Raw genomic sequence first — 18,487 nt, forward strand, 5'->3', positions numbered from 1 at the left:
TATTTACATTATTCAACTTGTTCATCTTCCATACTAACAATACGACCTTCTCTTTGTCCAAGATCATATTTTTCACGGTACTCAGCCAATGTTGTTTTATAATCGTCACCTTCAATCGCATATACTCTGGAATCGTGAATATGAATATCTGTATCTTTTTCACGAATCTTAATCAAAGCCACCATACTACTTGCACAGTGTGTGGCAATACGGTTTAAACTATTTAATAAATCATTGAATACTGTACCTTCTTCAAGACCACAGTTTCCTTGTGATAAACGTTCAACGTGACGCAATTTCATTTCATCACAAAGTCCACGAATGACAATTCCTAATGGAGATACGCGTCGAGCCAAAGCTAAATCATCTTCTAAATAAGCATGATATGTCATATTCATTGATTCACGAACGGCCTCCACAACAAGGTTTAACTCATCCATAGCGACATTTGACATTTCCATACGATTTTCATTGATACTCTTTGACATCTCGGCAATATATGCAGCGTGATCCCCAATTCTTTCAAAGTCACTAATTGTATGAAGATATAAAGAAGCTTGTCGAGTTTGCTCTGTATTTAATGCTTGTTTTGTCAGCTGCATTAAATAAGAGCCTAAACGTGCTTCATATTTATCAATCAAATTTTCTTTACGATGTACTTTATCATATTTTTCTGGTTTAAACTCATTTATCAAGTTCATTGAACGATTCACGTTATTACGCACCTTTTTAGCCATACCATTCATGACACGATGACATTGTGCAATCGCCAAAGCAGGATACGGAATCAAACGTTCTTCTAGTAAATCAAAGTCAGCTTGTTCTTCTAGATCTTCTGGACTGTCTTTGACAATACGCATCAATAATTTTTCAATTTGAGGAATAAACCAGAATAAAACTAATACATTTCCACAACGAATAGCTGTATTCATTAATGCGATATTTACTGGAGACATAACTTCATTCACAAAGCTATACTGCATAAATATATTTGAACCATAGAATAGAATTGACCAGATAATCATACCAAATAAGTCGTTGATCAAATATTCTAATGCGGTACGTTTACCATTTTTATTTGCGCTTAAGGCAGAAATCAACACAGGACATGCAGCACCAATACCAATTCCTAAGTTAATTGGAAAGGCTGTCGCAAATGTCAATGAGCCTGTCATAGATAGTGCTTGTAAGATACCAACCGCTGCACTAGCACTTTGTAAAACAGCAGTAAACAAAATACCTACTAGAATACCCATTACTGGATTTGAGAACATTGTAAGCATACTAATGAATGTTTCGTTTGTTCTTAAAGGCGAAACGGCTCCGCTCATTTGTTGCATACCTGTCATTAAAATCGCAAAACCAAGCATGATATTTCCAACATTTTTATGTGTAGTACGTTTTCCAAATGTCTTTAAACAAATACCAATAAACGCAAACAACGTTGTGATCGTAACTGTTGAAAATAAGCTTGCGATCCCACTAGAACCACCTACATAAGATAAACACAATATCCAACCGGTAATACTTGTACCAATATTAGCACCCATGATAATACCGATAGCTTGTCTTAGTTTCATCATACCTGAGTTAACAAAACCAATGACCATTACTGTCGTAGCACTACTAGACTGAATAACAGAAGTAACACCTGCACCTAAGGCAACACCTTTTAAGCTTGTGTTTGTCATCTTGTACAAGAATGCTTCTAACTTGTTACCGGCTACGCTTTTTAGCCCATCGCCCATTAATGACATACCGAACAAAAATAACGCAATGCCTCCTAATAGGGATAAGACCATTGTAACTATTCCCATCTTGAACTCCTTTATAAAATGAATATTTAATTTTCAATTTTTACGCAAATTGCAACGTCTTTATTATGCAATAAAAACAATGTCAAAACAATATTAAATTTGTGTTAATTTTGTGTAAAATGTAGTTTTTTTTCTGAAAACGCTAAAAAAAAAGATGACTTTAGAAGCCTAAAATCATCTTTGCGATCATCTCAAAAAATTGAATCATATTTGAACGTAACATACCCAACGGATAATCTAATAAACCTGAAAAAATCAGTGAGATAAATAATAGATTCATCCATGGTGCACCATCAATAAATTTATAGTATTTATCATCGGGTAAAAACGAAAACAATACTTTTGAGCCATCTAATGGTGGTACTGGAATCAAGTTAAAAATGCCAAATCCAGTTGAAATCAATCCTGTATATGTCAATGTATTCGATATCAAATATCCTACACTAGACATCATAAAATATGGAGCAAATTTATAGAGTGCATAAAATAAGAATACACAAATAAAACTTAATAGAAAGTTTGCGATTGGACCCGCAAAACTTGTCCATATGATTCCTGTCTTCGCATCTTTGTAGTAACGTGCATCCACGGGTACTGGTTTTGCCCAGCCAAATCCACATACTAATAGACAGACAAGTCCAATCCAGTCAACGTGTTTAAAAGGATTTAAGCTCAATCTACCTTCCATCTTAGCCGTAGGATCTCCCATCCAATAGGACACAAGTCCATGTGCCATTTCATGAATCGACATGGAAAGAACAACGGCAATGACAAGATAAATAATATTTGATAAATTAAACATTAAATCTAAAGTGCATTACATCGCCATCTTGAACGACATAATCCTTTCCTTCTAGGCGTAAGCGTCCTGCTTCTTTAATAGCTAATTCGCTACCCAATTCATCGATATCTTCAAAACGATATACTTCAGCACGAATAAATCCCTTCTTGAAATCTGTGTGGATAACACCTGCACAATCCGGTGCTTTCATGCCTTTTTTAAATGTCCATGCACGACATTCATCTTCTCCAGCCGTTAAGAATGTACATAGATCCAATACGGCATAAGCCTTTTGAATCAATTGATCCAAACCAGATGTTTCAACACCTAATTCTTCTAAGAAAGCATCTTTTTCTTCTTTATCTAAACCAGACAATTCTTCTTCCATTTGCGCACATAAGGCAACAACCTGGTTATTCTGGCTTTGTGCATATTCTTTTACTTGATTATAGTAAGCACATGAATCTGGATCCATGATACCTTCATCATCTAAGTTGGCAACATAGATCATAGGTTTAGCTGTCAATAAGTTATAGCCTTTCATCAAGATTTGTTCATCTTCATTCAATTCTAATGAACGGGCTGGTTTTCCTTCTTCTAAGATTGGTTGTAAACGATCTAATAAAGCCAATTCATCCAATGATTCTTTATCCTTGTTTGTCTTAGCCTTACGTTCGATCTTACTTCTACGATTTTCAATTGTCTGAAGATCCGCTAAAGTTAATTCTAGATTAATAATTTCAATATCACGAATTGGATCTACACTATTTTCAACGTGTGTTATATCTGGATTATCAAAACAACGAACTACGTGACAAATCGCATCTGTTAAACGAATGTTTGATAAGAATTGGTTACCAAGTCCTTCACCTTGACTTGCTCCCTTAACTAATCCCGCAATATCTGTAAATTCAAATGTTGTATAGATTGTTTTTTTTGGATTGAAGATTTCAACTAAGCGATCAATACGATAGTCTGGTACTTCTACAACGCCTACATTGGGCTGAATTGTCGCAAATGGATAGTTTGCGGCTTCTACCTGTGATTTCGTGATAGCGTTAAATAAAGTTGACTTTCCTACGTTTGGAAGACCAACGATTCCTGCAGTTAATGGCATAAATTCAATACATCCTCTCTATTCTTCTTCATGTCGAATTACTTTTTTTAATTTCTTTTCAAATTTTTGTCTAGGCATTAAAACACTGGCTCCACAACCTAAACATTTAATGCGAATATCAGCACCCATACGAATAATTTTCCATTCATTGGACTTATGACAAGGATGCTCTTTTTTCATTTCTACAATATCATTTAATCCATATTCCATAATTATTCTCCTTGCACATGCATATGATATGCATCCAGCGTATTCGATAATAACATACAAACCGTCATTGGACCAACACCTTTTGGCACTGGACTTACATAACTTGCCTTTTTCGCAACCGATTCAAAGTCACAATCCCCTACAAGTTTTCCATTGACACGATTGATACCTACATCAATAACGACAGCTCCTTCTTTTACCCAATTTTCATTGACCATTTGAGCAACACCCATCGCAACAATTAAAATGTCGGCTTGTGAAGCAATCTTTTCAATATCCCGTGTCTTTGAATGAACGATTGTCACTGTCGCATTCCGATTTTGAAGCAACAGCGCAATTGGTTTGCCTACAAGGTTACTTCTTCCACAGACCACAGCACGTTTACCAGATAAATCTTTACATCCAATGGAATCTAACATAGCCATAACACCTTGTGGCGTACAAGGAATAAATCCTGGACGATTCGTAAGTAAACAACCAGCATTCATGGGGTGTAAGCCATCTACATCTTTTTGTGGATCAATCAATTCTAAGGCTGCTGTTTCATCCAAATGCGAAGGTAAAGGCATTTGCACTAAAATACCATCGACTTCAGAATCTAGGTTCAAACTCATAATCACATCATTTAATTCTTTTTGCGATACATTTTCGTCTAGACGAATTGTTCTTTGAAGCATCCCAATAGAAGAACAAGCCTTTTCTTTACCACGAACATAAGACATACTTGCGGGATTATTTCCAACAAGTACAACACTTAATAATGGTAGCCTTGCCCCTTCTGCACGGATATCATCAATTTTTTGTTTCATATCCGCCTTGATTCGATCCGCAAGTGTATTTCCAAATATAATTTCCATTAAAATAACTCCTTTGAATCCAATACAATTGTTACTGGACCATCATTCAATAATTCAATCTTCATATCAGCACCAAAAATACCTGTTTCAACGTGCATACCTTGTTCTTGTAGTTTCTGATTGAATTGATCATACAATGTTGTAGCTAAATCTGGCTTACCTGCATTTGTAAAACTTGGGCGATTCCCCTTTTTACAATCCGCATATAAGGTAAATTGAGAAATAGAAAGAATACTTCCTTCTACGTCTTGAATGGATTTATTCATCTTCCCGTTTTCATCTTCAAAAATTCGCAAGAATAAAATCTTATGAATCATTTTATCAATAATTTCATTTGTATCTTCATTATTGAATCCTACAAAAATACAATATCCATAATCAATTTGACCTGTTATTTGACCATCTATAGTACATTTTGCGTTCTTTGCCCTTTGAATTACTACTCTCATCCTTTTTTCTCCAATATACAAACACTAAAGCTTACAATGCCCTCTTCATTTCCTACAAAGCCAAGTTTTTCTCCACGCGTAGCCTTAATTGAAACATCTTCTATATCACAATGCAATACATTTGAAATATTCGTTCGCATAGAAATAATGTGTGGTACCATTTTAGGTCTTTCGGCCAAAATAGTCGCATCTACATTACCAATCTGATATCCCATTTCATCCATCATATCATAGATATGTCCTAATAAAACAAGACTGTTCGCATCTTTATATTTAGGATCTGTATCCGGAAAATGTTTTCCTAAATCACCTAGTGCAAGAGCTCCTAAAATACTTTCGCCAATCGCATGTGTTAAAACATCGGCATCCGAATGTCCTAAAAGTCCTTTAGAATGTTCAATTTCAACACCGCCCAAAATAAGTTTACGACCCTCTACAAGCTGATGAATATCTACCGCCTGTCCAATACGTATATTATGCATAAACCACCTTAGACGTTCTTTCAGCGCGATTTTTAAGCTCTTCGTTTCTATAGCCTAAAATACAATGTCCAATACCTTCATAAGATTCTGGTATTCCCCATTTGTCTTTTAATTCTTTACCATATTCAGTTTCAAACACTTCTTTAGCACGGTGGATCCAACATGAATCAACACCTAAGGCATTTGCAGCATTCATTAAATTCCCCATAGCCAAAGCTCCATCGTATAAATATGTAGGTGCATGAGTATCCGCGAAGACAATAATCAAACTTTTTGCGCCATAAAACGGGTCTGCCGATGAATTCATAACCTCTGCATTCTTTTTAGATAATTCTTTTACTAATTCTTCATCCTCAACAGCGACAAAGGCAAAGATTTGACGATTCATGCCACTAGGTGCACATTGCCCGGCATAAATAATTTTTTCAACCAAATCATGACTCACCTTTTTGTTATTATATTTTCTTACACTTCTTCTCTCTACAAGATTTTTATATGCTTCATTCATAATATTTTGCCTCCAAAACCACCTCATATTATACAATACAAAATCTTATTATACAAAAAAAGCCTGGCTAAAAGCCAAGCTAAAAGTTTAAAATTATCTAACAACACGAATAAATTGTGGAGATGCTGCTGTGCTTAAATATGCACTAGCAATTACAGTCTTACCTTCGTAGTTTCCATGAACAGCTTGTCCATTTCCAATATAGATAGCGATGTGGTCAACACCACGTCCACCATTGTTATAGTACAATAAGTCACCTACTTGAGGATCGTTAGTGTAGTATCCATATTGACCTGCGTATTGATCTGGCCATAATTGATAAGCATCGCTTACACCGGCATTTGCCAAAGCTTGTTGTACAACTTGTGTACACCATAATCCATCAGTTACACCTACTAATTTTTGTGCTTCAGCAGCAATTCTTTGCCCTAAAGTACTAGTTGCTGGTGTTTCTGCAGGAGCTTGTACTTCTGGTGCTGGAGTTGTCTGTTCTGGAGCAGGTGTTACATTTTGCTCTGGAGCTGGAGTCTCAGTCTGTTCTGGAGCAGGTGCTACATTTTGCTCTGGAGCTGGAGTCTCAGTCTGTTCTGGAGCAGGTGCTACATTTTGCTCTGGAGCTGGAGTCTCAGTTTGTTCTGGTGCAGGTGTTACATTTTGCTCAGGAGCTGGAGTCTCAGTTTGTTCTGGAGCAGGTGTTACATTTTGCTCTGGAGCTGGAGTCTCAGTCTGTTCTGGAGCAGGTGTTACATTTTGCTCAGGAGCTGGAGTCTCAGTCTGTTCAGGAGCAGGTGTTTCTGCTGGAGTTTCAGTTGTAGTTACCGGAGTTTCAACTACTTCTGCGGCTTTTTGTTCTGTTTCTTCTTTTACAGCTTCTTGACTAGCTGTTGCCACTGTTTCTTTCACTTCCCCTGTAATGTTACTTGAAACGCTAGCTGTTGTTGCTTCTTCAGTCTTTGAAGAATTTACTGTTCCATCTTCTGAAAAATAGTAAGATTTTCCTTCGATTTCTTGCCATCCTTTTGCTACAGTTTTATCTTCATTGACATAGCGGTCACCATGCCATCCTGGTTCTTCCTTAGCTGCAACTACTGTTGCCACAACAGGGAAAGCAGATGCTACACATAAAATCGCTGCAACTTTTTTACCATTATTTTCTACAAAGTTCATTTTATTCTACCCCCTATTTAAAATAGTTCATGACTAGTTTACCACGAAACCACCTCACAAACAACCCTAAATTATTTTTTTGGTTAGCATCTGTCAAAAGAAAAGGCCTCGTTTGAGGCCTAAATTATCATTAATTATTTTGTTTTTTCAATGATTTCTGTGAAGCTATCTTCTTTCAAACTAGCACCACCAATTAATGCACCATCAATATCTGGTTGAGCCATATATTCAACGATGTTGTTAGGTTTAACACTTCCACCATATTGGATACGTACTTTTTCAGCAGCTTCTTCACCATACATAACCTTAACTTGGTCACGTACGATTTTACAGCAGTTTTCAGCAATTTCAACTGAAGCAGATTTTCCAGTTCCGATAGCCCAGATTGGTTCGTAAGCAATTACCATTTCACCAACACATTTTGGACATAAGTCAGCTAAAGAACCAGCTAATTCTTCACGAATTACTTTTTCTGAGTTTCCAGCATCGTAATCAGCTTCTGTTTCACCAACACATAAGATTGGAGTGATTCCAGCTTTAATTAAACGTTTTGCTTTTTTGTTTACTGTTTCATCAGTATCACCGAACATTTCACGACGTTCTGAGTGACCGATAATGCAGTATTTAACTCCCATTTCTTCTAACATAGGAACACTAACTTCACCAGTGAAAGCTCCACTATCTTCAAAGTGGCAGTTTTCAGCAGCTACAACTAAGTTTTTAGCGTGATCCAATGCAGTTCTTAAATCAGTAAATGGACATCCAATTCCATAAGTAGCATTTTCGCTAGCAGCAACACCATCAACAGCTTCGAAGAAAGCTTTTGTTTCAGCGTTGTTTTTGTTCATTTTCCAGTTTCCAACGATAATAGGTTTTCTCATCTTAAGTACATCTCCTTATTACTTTTCGCTGATAATAGCGATACCAGGTAATGTTTTACCTTCCATATATTCCAAACTAGCTCCACCACCAGTTGAAACGTGAGAGAATTTGTCTGCATATCCTAATTGTTTTGCAGCAGCAGCAGAGTCTCCACCACCGATTACTGTAATAGCTTCTGGTAATTCAGAGATAGCTTTACATACTTCTTCAGTACCTTTAGCGAATTTAGGCATTTCGAATACACCCATAGGTCCATTCCATACTACAGTTTTAGCACCAGCTAAAGTTTCTTTGAACAATTCAACAGATTTAGGACCAATATCTAATCCCATCCATCCATCAGGAATTTGTCCAGCATCAGCAACACTAGTGTTAGCTTCTTCACTGAATGCATCAGCGATTACATTATCTACAGGAAGAACTAATTTGTCTCCAGCTTTTTCTAAATATTCTTTTGCCAAATCCAATTTGTCATCTTCAACTAATGAAGTACCGATTGAACCACCAACAGCTTTAGAGAATGTATAAGCCATTCCACCACCGATGATAACTTTGTCAGCTTTTTTCAATAAGTTGTCAACAACATCGATCTTACTAGATACTTTAGATCCACCAATGATAGCTACAAATGGGTGAGCTGGTTCATCAACAGCTTTTCCTAACATTGTAACTTCTTTTTCAACTAAGAATCCTAATCCGTTTTCTTTAATGTTTGTAGGGATACCTACAGTAGAAGCGTGAGCACGGTGAACAGATCCGAATGCATCTTCAACGAATACTTCACCTAAACTAGCCCAATATGCACCTAATTCAGGATCGTTTTTACTTTCGCCTTTTTCATAACGAGTATTTTGCATTAATACGATTTCACCATCAGCTAATGCATTTACAGCGTTTTCTAATTCTTCACCACGAGTTACTGGGCAGAAAGTTACTTTTACATCTGGTAACAATTCTTGTAAACGCACGGCTACGCATTCCAAGTTGTTTTTAGCTTTGTCTTCTTCAGTCTTAACTTTTCCTAAGTGAGACATCAAAATAACTCTAGCTTTGTTTTCTACTAAATATTTAATTGTAGGTAAAGCCATTACGATACGGTTATCATCAGTGATAACACCATCTTTTCTTGGCACGTTAAAATCACAACGTACGATGACCTTTTTTCCAGCTACATCAAGGTCTTTAACAGTTCTCTTTGTCATGTATATTCCTCCTACTGTCATTTTTGCACATCCATTATACCACTACATAAATTGATTGACTAGTTTTTCACAAGTAAAATATTTCACAAAAAGCGCTTACATCACTTACTTGTGGTAATTACGACCATTATTGATCATAAAACCACGATAAATCTGTTCCAACATCAAGACACGGGTCATTAAATGCGTAAAAGTTAGATCCGATAATTTCCAACGATAATTCGCTCTAGAAACTAATTTTTCACTTGGTCCAAGACTTCCCGCAATCACAAAGACAATATTTGAATACTTCATTTGCCACATATCCAAATTTTTCGCAAACGACTCAGAATCAATCATCTTTCCATGAAGATCAAGCAATACCACAAAATCTTGATCTGATAATTTTTCTAGAACACGATTTCCCTCTTTTTCTTTCACCAATAAGACTTCAGCTTCTCTAGAAACATGTTCATTTGCTTCATCCTTGACTTCGATTTCGCTAAACTTACAAAATGCCGACAAACGCTTCATATATTCTTTCTCTAAAGACTGTAAAGCCTTATCTTTATTCTTACCAATCGCAATTAATTTAATCACAATACCCCTCCATCATTATTCTCTTGAATATCTTTCACAAAATAATCATACCGATCCAAAAATAATTTCATTGTTTGATAGCTAGACGTAGATTTATAATCTACTTCTTCTACCTTATCTTCATCAAATGATAAGATTTGTGCATTGGGAAAACCCAATAATATAGGTGAATGTGTCGCAATGATAAATTGACAATTTTGTTTCACACATTCCTCAATCAAGTATAATAATGCCAATTGATTCTGACAAGATAAAGCCGCTTCCTGTTCATCCAAAAAGTAAAGTCCATTTTTATTCGTTTGTTTCATCAATACAGAAAAGAAACTTTGACCATGCGATTGATCATGATATCTTTCAGACAAAACACCACTATACTCCATTTCTTTTGTCGCGACATTATAGAAGCTTTCTGCACGCAAGAAATACATCCAATCCGGTTTTCTAGAACGCCACAAACGCATATGTTCATGCAATCTAGAATACGAATCATACGTAGAAAAATTATAGTTTCTTGTTCCACCTTCTGGATTCAATCCATTTTTAATTGCAAGAGCCTCTAATAAAGTGGATTTACCACTTCCGTTTTCTCCACAAAAGAAAGTGACCGGCTTATTAAACATGAATTGATCAATACTTCGAATACTTTTAATATCGGCCACATAATCATCAATTTCATCCCACAAGATGTCAAATCCATTTATAAACATATATATCACCTAAGAAAAATAGTACTCTATTCGAGTACTAAATTCCATGATGATTTACATAATAAATATAGATACATAATCCAATCAAGATAAATCCCAATATCCAATTAAGCATTTCTTTTTACAATTCCATAATAGACTTTTGAAGTTAATACATAAATCACAATGTAGACTAGGGCAAAAGCCACAAAACACATAGATGTTGTTCGAACATAAAGCCATGAATCGCTCACAAACAACAAATGAAGTAACTTTTCAATCATTGGATACGCAAAACAAACATGAAGTCCTGCAACAAGTAATGGCATAAAGAATACCGTCAGTACTTGCGAATGAATAGCCTTCTTTACATCACTTTGTTCTAGACCTACTTTTTGCATAATTTCAAAACGATCCTTATCTTCATAGCCTTCAGTAATCTGTTTGTAGTACATAATCAGAATGGTTGCCATGATAAATAAGAAGCTTAAGAAGATTCCAATAAATAAGATGCCTGCATATAATTCAATCAAAACTTGTTTCTGATCCGATTTATTTGTCCAAATAAAATTATTTATATTTCCATTTTGAGTTAATTTTTCAATAACCCTACGATCATTCGCATCACAATCAAATGAATAACTAGCATATATTGTACTCGCGTCGTCGCCATACACATTTGTCTGATCTTCTTGCATCGTTTCTAAAGTCTTTTCTGAATCCACAATAATATAATAATGCTCTGTCACATTGGGATTTCTTTCATCCATCTTCAAGTGGTCCAATTGTTTCTTCACAACATATTCTTTTCCAAATAAAGATAAAGTTTTCTCTTTAGCCTTTTCTACATTGGAATACACATAGATTTCATTTGGCTTTAAAGAACCCTTAATATTTTCATAATCTTGAATATCTTTTAATGGAAGACAATAAAATTCTTGAATTTCATTTACGGCATTAATTCCCTCATCACGATAATCTGTAATCAAAGTGCCATTCTTTAAATATCCTGCATAACCCAACTCTTTATACGCAAGAAGATTCTTTGGAACAATGCCCATACGAATCAATTCTTCACTCATTTCATCAAAATCAATATTGGCAGCTTCCCCATATCCTGTTCCAATAAAATCTCTTGGATATTGTGAATCCACAACACGATCAATACTTGACCACATGCTAAGGGTTGACGACAACATGACTAAAACCATTGTTGAAAGAATACAAATATTCGCAAGTCCTACGGCATTTTGTTTCATACGATACATCATGCCAGAAATACTAATAAAGTGATTCGTCTTATAATAGTAATTCTTGTTTTTCTTCATTAATTTTAAGAAAGTGACCGAAATCGATGTAAATAATAAATACGTTCCAATAATGACAAGTACTACAGCCACAAAAAAGACGTAGAGTGCGCTTAAAGGATTTTTAGTAGTAATTGATAAATAGTATCCAATACCTAGACAAAGAATACCAATAATGGAAAGAAACCATTTGGCCTTAGGCTCTTTTTCACCCATATGATCGGAATGAAGCAATTCAATCGGACTTGAAATATGAATACGAATCATAGAATAGAAATAGATCAATACATAAATCAATCCAATCACAAGAACACATTGTCTCATACCTATAAAAGAAAAGTAGAAGCCGAGTATAATATCTGCACCAATCATTTTTGCGATAACCAAAAACATCGCTTTATCCAGTAAAACACCTAATCCAATTCCTAAAATTAATGAAACAAGTAGAGTTATTAATGTTTCATAAAACAAAACTCGAGCTAAGTGTTTCTTTTCCATTCCCAATATAGAGAATAATGCGAATTCTTTTTGTCTTCTTTTAATCAAGAAACTATGTGTATAGAACAAGAAAATAAACGCAAAGATTTCAATAATCACAGTGCCAAAACCTAATAACTGATTTATAGATGACCCTCCTACAATTTCATTTAAATGTGGATTATTTGCCAAAGAAACAACCATATACAACATCATTGTCGTTAAGACACTCGTTAATATATAAGGAATGATGGTACGCGCATTCTTCTTCAAATTATCTACAGCTAAATTTAAATAGAAAGCTCTACTCATGATGCACACCACCTGTAGCTAATAATGTCAACGTATCACTAATACATTGGTACATCTGATCTAAATTCTTGTTTCCCTTATAAATTTCATGGAAAATTTTTCCATCCTTAATAAACAGAACGCGAGAAGCGTGACTTGCTGCCTTTGTCGAATGAGTAACCATTACGATTGTTTGTTGATTCGCATTGATTGTTCCAAATAAATGTAAAAGTTCCTCTGTACTCTTTGAATCCAAAGCTCCCGTTGGCTCATCGGCCAAAATTAGATCTGGATTTGTGATGATAGCACGAGCTACAGCTACACGCTGCTTTTGTCCACCACTAATTTCATATGGAAACTTATCTAAAATACCCTCAATCCCTAATTGTTTTGCGATAGGATCCAATCTTTTTTTCATTTCTGGATATTTTTTCTTACTTAAAACCAAAGGCAAGAAAATATTATCGCGATTATTAAAATTATCTAATAAGTTAAAATCTTGGAATACAAAGCCCAAGTGTTCTCTTCGAAAGTTCGCAATTTCCTTTTCTGAAATATGCGTAATATCCTTACCATGTAATAAGACTTGTCCACTTGTTGGTTTATCTAAAGCTGCCAAGATATTTAATAGTGTTGTCTTACCAGATCCAGACTCACCCATAATAGCGACATATTCGCCTTTATTCACACTAAAGTTTACGTTGGCCAATGCCTGTACTTGATTCTGTGTAAATCTTGTTGTATATACTTTTTTTAAATTTTTTACTTCCAATAATGCCATATTCATTACCTCCATGTACACCAAAATTCTACAAAGAATTCAAGAATGCAGCCATCGATTCAGCTAACACTATTCTTACAAGATTGTAAGATTACTCAATTCTTCCTTCAAAATGCGTAAGGTCTAATATCACTCGAGTGCCCTTACCTACATTAGATTCAATCGTTATTTTATGATTCAGCATATCTAAAATATTTTTACATAAATATAGACCTAAACCACTTGCCGTTTTATCACTACGTCCATTCATACCTGTATATCCTTTTTCAAACACACGACTTAGATCACTTGCACTAATACCAATACCCGTATCTTCAATAACTAAAACATGTTTAGACTTCATATATATAGATATCAAACCATTTTCATTGGTATATTTAAGACTATTCGAAAGAATTTGTTCCAACACAAACACAAGCCACTTTTCATCACTCAAAATAACATCCCCGGTTTCTTTAAAACTCAACTGAATGTGTTTACGAATAAATTCTGTAGAAAAGCGACGAATCGATTGTCGAATCAAATCATCCAACTCCAATTCTTTAAATAAGAAATCAGTATGCGTACTATGTAAGCGTAAATAGGCTAAAACCATATCTGTATATTGATCCATACGTAAGAGTTGTAACTTAATTTCACTACGACTCAATTCCTCATCTTCAAGTAGTAATTTCATAGCGGCAATGGGAAGCTTAGCCTGATGTACCCACATCGTAAAATAATCTTCTAGATCATGCATTTTGTTTTCTGAAGAAATAACATACTCATCATGATTGTCTTTCATAGCCACTAAGATTTTATGATAATCTTCTCCCATCAATGAAAAATCTTGAAGATCACAAGACAAAGAAACATTACTATTGGATTGAAGTGTTACTAAGGTTTGGTGTTTCTTATAATATTTGTAGTAATCCCAAAAGAAACAAACCACCAACAATACACATAAAATCATAAAGGCATATGTAAAAGCTTCAAGTTCTAAATTATAGAGTTTAAATACAACATAACATGTAAAAAGACTAAAAGTATATATAACTATAAACAAACGTCGATCTTTTAAATAATGACTAAACAACTTCATATCTTATATCCCAATCCTTTTTTTGTTTGAATAAAATCCACAATGCCAATACTCTCTAACTTTTTACGCAAACGATTCACATTCACACTTAGTGCATTTTCATCCACATAAAAGTCCGTCTTCCACAAATATTCCATTAAACTATCTCGAGATACAATCGTCCCCTTCTTTTCCATAAGTAAACGTAGGATCTTAGCCTCATTCTTACTCAGTTCAATTTGAGAAGATTGAAAACATACCGTATTATCATCTAAATTAAAGCGTACACCTTGATATTCAAGGATATTATGATTAGATACAAAGTCATAACTACGTCTTAATATTGCCGTAATTTTAGCAGCTAGAACATTTAAATCAAACGGTTTACATACAAAATCATCCGCACCCTTAGAGATAGCCATCACAATACTCATATTGTCTGTAGCACTTGAAATAAAGATAATTGGAACTTTGGATCCTTCACGAATCTTTTCCGTCCACAAATATCCATTCAAATAAGGCAGTGTTATATCCATTAATACTAAGTCTGGATTGAAAGATTGAAATACATCCATCACATTATAAAAATCAACAACTCGATTAACATCATAGTTCCAAGATTTAAGAAACGATTCTAACTTTTTTGAGATGAGTTCATCATCTTCTACAATCATTATTTTATACATAGTCTCACCCACTTTATTATACTGCATAAACTAATAAATCTTTCTAACAATGCTGTAAGATAAAACAAAGAGGAAGCGATAGTATGATCTATCTTCAAATGTGAATTCTCATTCTAGAAATCGGATTATGTTATTTAATTAACAACGTATTAAAGGATACATTAAACAAAAAATACGATACGCCATTTGTATCGCATTACTATTAAATTGTTGAAATATGCGTACATATAAAGCTATGTGAGCTATACATAATTTGTATTATTAATCGTATTCAAGAAAAGAAAACCAATATTCTGCATAATAGTATCAGCTACCATATCCACATCCATCGTTACTTTTGGCTCTGTGAATATGTATACCATCCATAAAACCACCTACAACATCACAACCACAAAAGAAATCACAAACACCAAATTTCTATCTACTTGGCAAAGACTTCGTAGATGAATACACATACAAATATGATATGGAAATCCTATTTAAGAAACTCAGAAGACTTACTAAAGTAGCCCCCCTATTTATTTTGTATATGGCAATCATAAAAGCAAGACAAAATTCACAAGAAATAAACTCAATCACAAAATCACTAAAAACAATATTATCATTCTAAATGATCAAGAAGTACATTTAAACAACATAACTCTAATCGGCAGAAAAGACTACACAAACAAAAATCATTAGCTCAGGCCTTGTTGGTTGGGGTTTTACAATGAGAACAGAGGGTATATGTGAGTATGCGGTAGTCAATGTCACACAAGAGAAATAAACGATATTCTAGCAAAAATCTTTATGGTAACAAAACTCTTTCCATATTGCATGACACCTTCAGTTGGTTCTGTTCTAGCAAAAATTCATATGGTAACAAAACAATCTTCATGACTTTAACTTTCTCTCCTTTGTTCTGTTCTAGCAAAAATTCATATGGTAACAAAACTTCGTCCACTGTTTGACCGGATTCGTTTTTGTTCTGTTCTAGCAAAAATTCATATGGTAACAAAACAATAAGCAATCGTGTACTTCGGCATCTGAAGTTCTGTTCTAGCAAAAATTCATATGGTAACAAAACGTTCAAAATATCAATCAATGTTTTGTCTTGGTTCTGTTCTAGCAAAAATTCATATGGTAACAAAACGTGCAGATGATGTATCCGTTCCTGCTATCAGTTCTGTTCTAGCAAAAATTCATATGGTAACAAAACTCAAGTAACGGAGCTATTCAAAGAAATCAAGTTCTGTTCTAGCAAAAATTCATATGGTAACAAAACTAGACAAGACAGACTTTGCAAAGAGGTTATGTTCTGTTCTAGCAAAAATTCATATGGTAACAAAACTCAAGTTACTGAGCTATTCAAAGAAATTAAGTTCTGTTCTAGCAAAAATTCATATGGTAACAAAACTGATTTAGGCACTCAAACCATGAAATCAATGTTCTGTTCTAGCAAAAATTCATATGGTAACAAAACTGCCATTAAATAATTGTTTACCGTGCTTGTGTTCTGTTCTAGCAAAAATTCATATGGTAACAAAACATCCTTTCAATTTGTTTTTTGGCTTGTGTAGTTCTGTTCTAGCAAAAATTCATATGGTAACAAAACGCGCAGATTCGGGATATACCACAAACGCCCGTTCTGTTCTAGCAAAAATTCATATGGTAACAAAACTAGGTTTAACTGTCATATTTTTCTCCTTTCGTTCTGTTCTAGCAAAAATTCATATGGTAACAAAACCCGCATCCGTAGGCACTTCCCCACCACTTAGTTCTGTTCTAGCAAAAATTCATATGGTAACAAAACCTAATTTGAAGCTTGTATTAGCATATTCTAGTTCTGTTCTAGCAAAAATTCATATGGTAACAAAACTCATAAGTATATATTCTCCTTTCAATATTGGTTCTGTTCTAGCAAAAATTCATATGGTAACAAAACCTCAAAAATATGGTAGCACATTTTTGAATGTAATAGAATACTAATTATTTAATTGATAAATGATCTAGTTCTTGATAAATATCATGTGTTTTATGAGTGTATATTTGTTGTAAATAATTAATTGTCATTTGTTCTACCTCCTGTAATGTATATGTTTGAAGTGATTTTTGTGATAGATCGTAATAAATTTGTTCCATGTCTGCTAAATCTATTATTTTATCTTGCAATAAAGCTGTATTTTGTACATTCATTAAATCGTTGTAATAATTTGTAAAAATCATTAATATGACATTCTCAATTTTATTGATTTTCTGAAGAATTTTATCACTTAAATTATCTAGTTTGCCAAAAACAAAGATATTATCATATTTTGAATTATGATTGGAAATATATTCAACTAAATCCAATTGAAACAAAATCAATTCATCTCTCGTTAGATCAAATTCATCTTTTTGTAATTCGTCTTCATAATATGGTGACAACATTTTTATCAATTGCTTATAATTAGCTCCATTAAACATAATTTTAAGCGTTGATTCATCATTGACTTCTTCTGATAATGAATTCAACAATATGTCAATTGTACTGATAGTATCAAAATAATCTTGATTCTGAAGTTTAATTTCCAAATACTTTAACATCAATGACTTTGTAGTGAGCTTTTTATCCTCATTAAGAGAGTACATTTCTGATATTTCTATAAACATATTATTTTTAAGTTCTATCTCTTTTTCGTTTATAAGCATTTTCGTACTAATATTATTTTCTGTTCTATTTTCACTTTTATCTTTTGAAGTAAACAATCGAATTGCTTGTAGCAATGTATAATTCGTACTTGAATCTGAAATTATATATTTCACATGATTCATTTGAAGATTCCATTTATTTGTTCCATTTTTTATAGTCAATAGATTCATAATTTTATAAATGCATCGCTATTCACAACTTGTTCTTGATTTGATTTACCACCAACTATTATTTCAATCTTTGCGTATTGTTTTTCTGTAACCAATAGAATTCGTATTTGTCCCTTTTGAGGAACGTTTCTTTGCAAAATACTCACATGTTTTACTGCTGCTTCACGATTTGCAAATATTTTACAATACACCGAATACTGCATCATAATATATCCATTTTTAATTAGATATTTTCTAAATGTTGCATAAATTCTTCTATCTTCTTTAGATACCACGGGTAAATCAAAAAATAATATTAATCGCATAA

The 18,487-nt window shown here is 33.9% G+C and carries 19 protein-coding genes and 1 CRISPR repeat array; all 19 genes read right to left on the minus strand.

Going from position 1 to position 18,487, the window contains the following annotated elements; all coding sequences use genetic code 11:
- Positions 1 to 8 precede the first annotated feature (8 nt).
- Positions 9 to 1,817: a Na/Pi cotransporter family protein gene (locus H8911_RS00415; RefSeq protein ID WP_186998327.1), complete on the minus strand. Its 1,809-nt coding sequence runs from the start codon at positions 1,815 to 1,817 to the stop codon at positions 9 to 11.
- A 160-nt stretch (positions 1,818 to 1,977) separates the two neighbouring features.
- Positions 1,978 to 2,619, minus strand: coding sequence for a site-2 protease family protein (locus H8911_RS00420; protein WP_186998328.1), 642 nt, complete (start codon positions 2,617 to 2,619; stop codon positions 1,978 to 1,980).
- Positions 2,612 to 3,715 carry a redox-regulated ATPase YchF gene (gene ychF / locus H8911_RS00425; protein WP_117570827.1) on the minus strand — a complete coding sequence of 368 codons (1,104 nt, stop codon included), beginning with the start codon at positions 3,713 to 3,715 and terminating at the stop codon, positions 2,612 to 2,614. Before ychF ends, H8911_RS00420 begins: the two co-directional genes overlap by 8 nt.
- 18 nt (positions 3,716 to 3,733) lie before the next feature.
- On the minus strand, positions 3,734 to 3,925 hold the full coding sequence (locus H8911_RS00430; protein ID WP_117570826.1) for a DUF951 domain-containing protein: 192 nt from the start codon (positions 3,923 to 3,925) through the stop codon (positions 3,734 to 3,736).
- A gap of 2 nt (positions 3,926 to 3,927) precedes the next feature.
- A complete protein-coding gene (gene folD, locus H8911_RS00435) occupies positions 3,928 to 4,782 on the minus strand; it encodes a bifunctional methylenetetrahydrofolate dehydrogenase/methenyltetrahydrofolate cyclohydrolase FolD (RefSeq protein WP_186998329.1) in 855 nt (284 codons plus the stop codon).
- Positions 4,782 to 5,231 (minus strand): D-aminoacyl-tRNA deacylase, encoded by a 450-nt coding sequence (gene dtd / locus H8911_RS00440; RefSeq protein WP_117923915.1) that lies wholly within the window; start codon positions 5,229 to 5,231, stop codon positions 4,782 to 4,784. The genes folD and dtd overlap by 1 nt, the downstream gene beginning before the upstream one ends.
- A complete protein-coding gene (gene ispF / locus H8911_RS00445; RefSeq protein WP_186998330.1) occupies positions 5,228 to 5,713 on the minus strand; it encodes a 2-C-methyl-D-erythritol 2,4-cyclodiphosphate synthase in 486 nt (161 codons plus the stop codon). The genes dtd and ispF overlap by 4 nt, the downstream gene beginning before the upstream one ends.
- Positions 5,706 to 6,221 carry a nitroreductase gene (locus H8911_RS00450; RefSeq protein WP_117923911.1) on the minus strand — a complete coding sequence of 172 codons (516 nt, stop codon included), beginning with the start codon at positions 6,219 to 6,221 and terminating at the stop codon, positions 5,706 to 5,708. Before H8911_RS00450 ends, ispF begins: the two co-directional genes overlap by 8 nt.
- A 93-nt stretch (positions 6,222 to 6,314) precedes the next feature.
- The gene (locus H8911_RS00455) at positions 6,315 to 7,388 is read right to left on the minus strand and encodes an NlpC/P60 family protein (protein WP_186998331.1); all 1,074 of its coding nucleotides are present in this window, start codon (positions 7,386 to 7,388) and stop codon (positions 6,315 to 6,317) included.
- Between the two features lie 134 nt (positions 7,389 to 7,522).
- The gene (gene tpiA, locus H8911_RS12595; RefSeq protein ID WP_003864374.1) at positions 7,523 to 8,269 is read right to left on the minus strand and encodes a triose-phosphate isomerase; all 747 of its coding nucleotides are present in this window, start codon (positions 8,267 to 8,269) and stop codon (positions 7,523 to 7,525) included.
- 18 nt (positions 8,270 to 8,287) lie between these two features.
- The gene (locus H8911_RS12600; protein WP_117926647.1) at positions 8,288 to 9,472 is read right to left on the minus strand and encodes a phosphoglycerate kinase; all 1,185 of its coding nucleotides are present in this window, start codon (positions 9,470 to 9,472) and stop codon (positions 8,288 to 8,290) included.
- A 105-nt stretch (positions 9,473 to 9,577) separates the two neighbouring features.
- A complete protein-coding gene (locus H8911_RS00465; RefSeq protein ID WP_186998332.1) occupies positions 9,578 to 10,051 on the minus strand; it encodes a 23S rRNA (pseudouridine(1915)-N(3))-methyltransferase RlmH in 474 nt (157 codons plus the stop codon).
- On the minus strand, positions 10,048 to 10,758 hold the full coding sequence (locus H8911_RS00470; RefSeq protein ID WP_186998333.1) for an AAA family ATPase: 711 nt from the start codon (positions 10,756 to 10,758) through the stop codon (positions 10,048 to 10,050). Before H8911_RS00470 ends, H8911_RS00465 begins: the two co-directional genes overlap by 4 nt.
- 107 nt (positions 10,759 to 10,865) lie before the next feature.
- A complete protein-coding gene (locus H8911_RS00475; protein ID WP_186998334.1) occupies positions 10,866 to 12,833 on the minus strand; it encodes an FtsX-like permease family protein in 1,968 nt (655 codons plus the stop codon).
- Complete coding sequence (locus H8911_RS00480) at positions 12,826 to 13,593, minus strand: ABC transporter ATP-binding protein (protein WP_186998335.1); 768 nt, start codon at positions 13,591 to 13,593, stop codon at positions 12,826 to 12,828. The genes H8911_RS00475 and H8911_RS00480 overlap by 8 nt, the downstream gene beginning before the upstream one ends.
- A 91-nt stretch (positions 13,594 to 13,684) precedes the next feature.
- Positions 13,685 to 14,674, minus strand: coding sequence for a sensor histidine kinase (locus H8911_RS00485; RefSeq protein WP_186998336.1), 990 nt, complete (start codon positions 14,672 to 14,674; stop codon positions 13,685 to 13,687).
- Positions 14,671 to 15,339: a response regulator transcription factor gene (locus tag H8911_RS00490; protein WP_186998337.1), complete on the minus strand. Its 669-nt coding sequence runs from the start codon at positions 15,337 to 15,339 to the stop codon at positions 14,671 to 14,673. Before H8911_RS00490 ends, H8911_RS00485 begins: the two co-directional genes overlap by 4 nt.
- Before the next feature lie 832 nt (positions 15,340 to 16,171).
- Positions 16,172 to 17,263: direct repeats of the CRISPR family, unit length 36 nt; unit sequence GTTCTGTTCTAGCAAAAATTCATATGGTAACAAAAC.
- 44 nt (positions 17,264 to 17,307) lie between these two features.
- Positions 17,308 to 18,180 carry a hypothetical protein gene (locus H8911_RS00495; RefSeq protein ID WP_186998338.1) on the minus strand — a complete coding sequence of 291 codons (873 nt, stop codon included), beginning with the start codon at positions 18,178 to 18,180 and terminating at the stop codon, positions 17,308 to 17,310.
- A complete protein-coding gene (gene cas2 / locus H8911_RS00500; protein WP_244975788.1) occupies positions 18,177 to 18,485 on the minus strand; it encodes a CRISPR-associated endonuclease Cas2 in 309 nt (102 codons plus the stop codon). Before cas2 ends, H8911_RS00495 begins: the two co-directional genes overlap by 4 nt.
- Between the last annotated feature and the right edge of the window lie 2 nt (positions 18,486 to 18,487).

The sequence above is a fragment of the Holdemanella hominis genome (assembly GCF_014306155.1).
Taxonomy (GTDB): Bacteria; Bacillota_I; Bacilli_A; order Erysipelotrichales; family Erysipelotrichaceae; genus Holdemanella; species Holdemanella hominis.